General features: G+C 68.8%; 5 protein-coding genes and 2 pseudogenes. 3 read left to right on the top strand and 4 right to left on the bottom strand.

Annotated features, from left to right (window positions below; all coding sequences use genetic code 11):
* Positions 1 to 714 precede the first annotated feature (714 nt).
* A pseudogene (locus tag ACFFIA_RS41035) lies at positions 715 to 1,113 on the bottom strand (thioesterase II family protein); the annotation flags it as partial.
* Between the two features lie 117 nt (positions 1,114 to 1,230).
* A pseudogene (locus ACFFIA_RS41030) lies at positions 1,231 to 1,443 on the bottom strand (ATP-binding cassette domain-containing protein); the annotation flags it as partial.
* A gap of 107 nt (positions 1,444 to 1,550) precedes the next feature.
* Between ACFFIA_RS41030 and ACFFIA_RS41025 the strand changes: the two are divergent.
* Both ACFFIA_RS41025 and ACFFIA_RS41020 read left to right on the top strand, forming a co-directional pair.
* Entirely contained in the window at positions 1,551 to 2,204 is a 654-nt protein-coding gene (locus ACFFIA_RS41025; protein ID WP_377262318.1) for a TetR/AcrR family transcriptional regulator, read from the top strand.
* Positions 2,201 to 2,875 (top strand): DUF3159 domain-containing protein, encoded by a 675-nt coding sequence (locus ACFFIA_RS41020; protein WP_377262316.1) that lies wholly within the window; start codon positions 2,201 to 2,203, stop codon positions 2,873 to 2,875. Before ACFFIA_RS41025 ends, ACFFIA_RS41020 begins: the two co-directional genes overlap by 4 nt.
* A 165-nt stretch (positions 2,876 to 3,040) precedes the next feature.
* Here ACFFIA_RS41020 and ACFFIA_RS41015 read toward each other — a convergent pair whose 3' ends face one another.
* Both ACFFIA_RS41015 and ACFFIA_RS41010 read right to left on the bottom strand, forming a co-directional pair.
* Complete coding sequence (locus tag ACFFIA_RS41015) at positions 3,041 to 3,355, bottom strand: hypothetical protein (protein WP_377262313.1); 315 nt, start codon at positions 3,353 to 3,355, stop codon at positions 3,041 to 3,043.
* 247 nt (positions 3,356 to 3,602) lie between these two features.
* The gene (locus tag ACFFIA_RS41010) at positions 3,603 to 4,262 is read right to left on the bottom strand and encodes an MSMEG_1061 family FMN-dependent PPOX-type flavoprotein (protein WP_377262311.1); all 660 of its coding nucleotides are present in this window, start codon (positions 4,260 to 4,262) and stop codon (positions 3,603 to 3,605) included.
* Positions 4,263 to 4,490: 228 nt separating this feature from the next.
* Between ACFFIA_RS41010 and ACFFIA_RS41005 the strand changes: the two genes are divergently transcribed.
* Positions 4,491 to 4,895, top strand: coding sequence for a hypothetical protein (locus tag ACFFIA_RS41005; protein WP_377262308.1), 405 nt, complete (start codon positions 4,491 to 4,493; stop codon positions 4,893 to 4,895).
* Positions 4,896 to 5,040 lie beyond the last annotated feature (145 nt).

Genomic DNA, 5,040 nt, shown 5'->3' with positions numbered 1-5,040 from the left:
GGCCTGCACGCGACCCAGTGGCGAAAGACCCCCTTCCGGGGCGTACTCGGACGCCGGAACCTGTTCGCCATGGCGGACGAGGTACAGCCGTGTGCGAGCCATTGCCCACCAACCTCCCGGTCCTTTGTCCGTCAACGGGAACGGTAAATCACGGGAGCATCGATGATCCGGACCGACGACAAGCCCTGCGCCTTCCCGCGCGCCGACCGACTGCCACAAAGCATGACGGACGCCCACGCCCAAAAGCAGATTCGGCTGCCGTTTCGACTCCGGCACCGTCTGTAGCAGCGTCAGGAGCTCCTCGTCGTCGCCCAGGCACCTGGCCGCCGCGGGTGGCACCGGACTGCGTCAAGTCCGACGGGCGGGCGGGGCGTCCCTCGCGCTAGACCTTCCTCGGATGGAACGGCCCCACCGGCAAACCCTTTTTGCCGGTGGGGCCGTTCGGCACGGCCAGGTGCACGGGGGTATCACCCGGCCTTGGCCGCCAACGATCGAATCAGCTGGTAGATGGTCTGCTGATGGTGGACCAGGAAGAAATGTCCGCCGGGCAGCACCAGCGACTCGAACGCCGCGGTCGTCAATTCCCCCCAGGCTCGTACATCGTCCACTGTGGTCTTCGGGTCGGTGTCGCCGGCCAGGGCCGTGATCGGGCAGCCGAGCGGGGTGGGGTTGGCCGCGCGCGTACGCCTCGATCGCGCGGTAGTCGGCCCGGATCGCCGGCATCGTCATCCTGACGACCTCCTCGTCGTCGAGGACTCGGCTGTCGGTGCCGTTGAGGCTGCGCAGCTCGCGCAGCACGCCGGCGTCGTCGAGCAGGTGCACACGCTCCTCGGCGGGCCGCGTCGGCGAGCGGCGGCCGGAGACCACGACGTGGTCGGGACCGTCGTGGCCGGCCGACATCAGCGCCAGCGCGGTCTCGTAGGCGACGGCCGCGCCCATGCTGTGCCCGAAGAACGGCAGCCGGGCCGGGCCGCGCGCGTCCTCGGCGAAGGCGGCCGCGATCGACGCCGCCAGGTCGGCGATCTCGTAGTCCATCCGCTCCTTACGCCGGTCCTGGCGGCCCGGGTACTGAACGGCGACCACGTCGAGCTGCGGGGATAGCGCGGCCGACATGAGGTGGAACCAGCTCGCCGACCCGCCCGACCCCTAGGAGCGTTGCCGATTTTCGTATTTCAGCGGCTGAGGCGCTGGTAGCGGCGGACCGCCAGCGGCAGGAAGAGCACGGAGATCGACGTCGTAGCCGGCGACCTGCGCCCGGCCGCCGTCGTGGCGGAGCAGGGTGGTCAGGATCCGCACCGTGGTGGTCTTGCCGGCGCCGTTCGGACCGAGGAGCCCGAAGACCGTCCCGTACGGAACCACCAGGTCGAGCCCGTCCAGGGCTCGGTTGCCCTTGTAGCGCCTGTACAGTCCCTCGGCGAGGACCGCCTGGTCGGGTTGTGGCATCGCGGGAGCCTCCTGATAGTCGACCTCGTTCGAGGTGGTGCCATTGGGCGTTGACGATCCGAGCGGCATTCTATACCACCGATATATAACGCTGGTATGCTCTCCGTGTGAGTCCTCGAACTGCCGACCCCAGGGTGCGGACGATGCTTGTCGAAGCGGCTGCGCGAGTGTTGGCCGAGGAGGGTGCGGCCGCGCTGACCAGTCGCCGGCTCGCCGCCGAGATCGGTTCCTCCACGATGGTCGTCTTCAGCCGGTTCCAGAGCATGGCGGAGATCCGTTGGGCGGTCCGGGAGGAAGGCTTCGCCCGGCTCAACGCGCGGCTCGACGCGCTGGCGGCCTCGGACGACCCGGTCGCCGACCTCGTCGCGGCCGGCGCGGTGTTCTTCGCCAGTGGCCTGGCAAACCCACACATGTACAAGGCGATGTTCATCGACCGCCCGCCCGAGGACGACAACCTTGGCGCCGAGACGTTCGAGCGGCTGGTCGCGCTCATCCAGCGGTGCGTGGCCGCCGGCCGCTTCTCTGCCGCGCAGGAGTCTCTGGTGCCGGTCTGGGCGGCCCAGTTGTGGAGCATGCGACACGGGCTGGTCACCATGACGGTGGCCGAGCTGCTGCCGAGTGAGCAGGCGCGGTTCGTTCTCGACGACATGACCTACCGGCTACTGGTCGGCTACGGCGACGACCCGGGTCGAGCCAAGCTGTCGATCGAGCAGGGGAGCCGCACCGCGGCCGATGCAGAGGCAGAGGAGGCCATGTCATGACCGGAGAGCCTGTGCGGCAGGACAGCGCGGAGAGCGATCGCCCCGCCGCGACCGCGTCGCCGACCACGATGACGACGCTGTGGGAGCGCACCGGTGGCCTGACCGGGCTGATCCAGTCGTCCCTGCCGCCCACGGTGCTGGTGATCTCCAACTCGCTGTGGGGCGTCTACCCCGCGATTGCCGTCGCCGTCGGCACCGGCGTGCTCATCACGGTGCTGCGCGCGGTGCGGCGACAGCCCTTGCGTCCGGCGTTCGGCGGCTTCGTCGGCGTGGCGGTGGCCGGCACCCTCGCCGCGCGCAGCGGTGAGGCCCGCGACTTCTTCCTGGCCGACATCTGGTGGTATTGCGTGGCGGCCATAATCCTGACCCTCTCGATCCTGGTCCGCCGGCCGCTGGTCGGCGTGATCTGGAGTGCCATGAAGGGCGCCGGCCTGTGGTGGCGCCACGACCGTCCGTCGCTGCGGCGGTACGACATCGCCACCGCCGTGCTCGCGGCCGTGTTCGCGGCCCGGTTCGTCGTGCTGGAAAGGCTGTACGAGCAGAACGAGGTCGGTTGGCTGACGTTCTCGAAGATCGCGATGAACTATCCACTGTGGGCGCTCGCGCTGCTCGTCATCGTGTGGGCCGTGCGTCGCGCGGACCACCGCCTCGGCTACTGCCGGGACCGCTGACCTCCACGCGCTCCGCCCGGCGCAAGTGGTCACGTTGGCCGCCGACGAGGTGACGCGGAACGTGGCGTCCTGGCGGTCGGTGGCGCTGGCTGCGCCGTCGCTGGCCGACGCGGTGAACGCGAGCACGCCCGCCCAGCCGAGCCGTAGATGCGTTCAGGGCAGGGGCTAGTGCTGCCGCGCCGCCCACAGCATGAAGGCGACCGTTGCCACGACCGCGAACATGAACGCCGCCAGAATCGCGACGAGCGTACCGACACTCCGCGACGCGAAGACCGAATAGCGCAGAGCAGCAGCGGCGAACGTCAACCCGAGAAACAGAAAAGCGCATCCAAACAGCCGCGGAGCCACCAGACGCCGCCCTCGCCACAGGACCTCGCCAGACCGGTCGCGGCTACGCAGCAACATCGCAACGCCGAGGCCACCGTTCGTGACGGCGACAACGCCAAGTAAGACGCTCAACGCCGGGTCGGCCGACTCCACGCCGAAACGGTAGCCCACCACACCGTGACAACACCTCATCCGTTCGACAGCAACATCTGCGACACACCACCGGCTACCCAACGCCGTCCCGGCACCGGCTCGCCTCCGTCTCGGGCCAGCCGATGCCCCCACCAGCAGGCATGGTGTCGAAACTGACGGACAAACCCCACGTCAAGCCACTCGGGCTCCGAATGCGACAACTGCCTCGCGGGTAACCGAGGTGCTCCACACACCGCTGTGCGGCCCGTCACTCGTACCGGTACTTCAGCGCGTCCGCCTCCGCCTGCTCGATGTCAGCGATCGTCAGCTCCGGCATCCGTAGCTGAGCCAGTGTCACCTCGGCCGAGGTCGGCTGGGCGTCCGCCGGCAGCCACTGCTCCGGCTTCCAAACCGCGCCGCGCAGAAGCGCCTTGGGGCAGTGCGGGTAGACCTCCTCGATCCCCAACACCAACGCACTGGCCGGCGGCTTACCCACGGCGGTCAACCGCGACAGCAGCTCGGGGTGAGTGGAGACGCAGGCCCGGCCGTTCACCCTGAGCGTCGTGGTGCGCCCCGGAATGACGAACAGCAGCCCCGCCCGCCCGGTCGCGACGACATTCTCCAAGGTGTCCAGACGCTTGTTGCCGGTCGCGTCCGGTATCGCCACCGTCCGCGAGTCCAGGACGGTGACGAACCCGGCAGGACCGCCGCGCGGGGAAACATCACAGTTGCCCTCGACGTCCACACTGGCGACGAAAACCAGCGAGGAGCAGCCGATCAACTGCCGGGTCTGCTCGGTCAGTTCGGTCATCTGCTTCCGTACAGCCGCATCGCCGGGCAGCTCGTAAACCCGGCGCAACGCCTCCTGATCCGGCACAGCATCCAGGCGCAATGAATCGAAGGCACTGGCGGCGAGAACTGGATTCATCCACCGACCCTAATGGACCAACCTGGCTAACGACCCAACCAGATCACCATCTGCCAGAACCTCGACGCAGATCGCGACACAGTCGTGCCGAAACCCGGCCGAACATTGGTTTCACGCCCGTGGCCGACTGTCGCGTTTGCGACACTCGGAAATCGTTGGTGGTGACGGTCGGCGCGTCTCTGTCTGATGTCCGGCACCGTGCCGGACATCTCCAGAACGGAGACAGCCATGCCCGTCATCCACAATCCTCGGGGCTCGCACTGGGCAGCCCGAGCCGCGGTGGCCGTCGCGACCGCGGTGGCGCTGCTCGCCCACACACCGGCAACGGCGACGGCCGCACGCCCGTTGGCGGCGGCCAGCACGACGGCGACGACGGCCAGCAGGACCGAGGTCCAGGCGGCCAAGGCCAGGCTGCTGGGCGCCATCGAGCCGTGCTCGACGAGAGTGCCGCGCGACGACGCCGTCGCGCTGGGCCAGTGCGCGCGGGACCTCGCCGTACCCAACGCGGAGAGCAACCACGACCTGCTCGACCTGATCGGCGTCTTCCTGCACTGCGTGTGGCTGGTCTGGCGCTACGGGCTCGACAGTCCATACCCGACAGTCGGAGTCTGCATGGACGTGCACGGGTACTAGAGATCTTTCGCGGTCGAGGTTGGCGCTGTCCATTACGGTTCGATTCTGGTGTGGCACAGGAGAGCTGCCGCGATGCCCGCCGTGCTCACGGCCGCTGCTCCCGCAGCCGCACCCTCCGCGTCCCCACGATCCCGCCCTGGCCCAG

Source organism: Phytohabitans kaempferiae, assembly GCF_042433955.1.
GTDB classification, from domain to species: Bacteria; Actinomycetota; Actinomycetes; order Mycobacteriales; family Micromonosporaceae; genus Phytohabitans; species Phytohabitans kaempferiae.
The sequence above is the reverse complement of the archived record's forward strand: the minus strand, read 5'-3'. Positions and strand labels throughout refer to the sequence as shown.

Coding starts and splice junctions, on each gene's coding strand:
- ACFFIA_RS41020 (WP_377262316.1), top strand. CDS start 2,201: ATGACCGGAGAGCCTGTGCGGCAGGACAGCGCGGAGAGCGATCGCCCC.
- ACFFIA_RS41010 (WP_377262311.1), bottom strand. CDS start 4,262: ATGAATCCAGTTCTCGCCGCCAGTGCCTTCGATTCATTGCGCCTGGAT.
- ACFFIA_RS41005 (WP_377262308.1), top strand. CDS start 4,491: ATGCCCGTCATCCACAATCCTCGGGGCTCGCACTGGGCAGCCCGAGCC.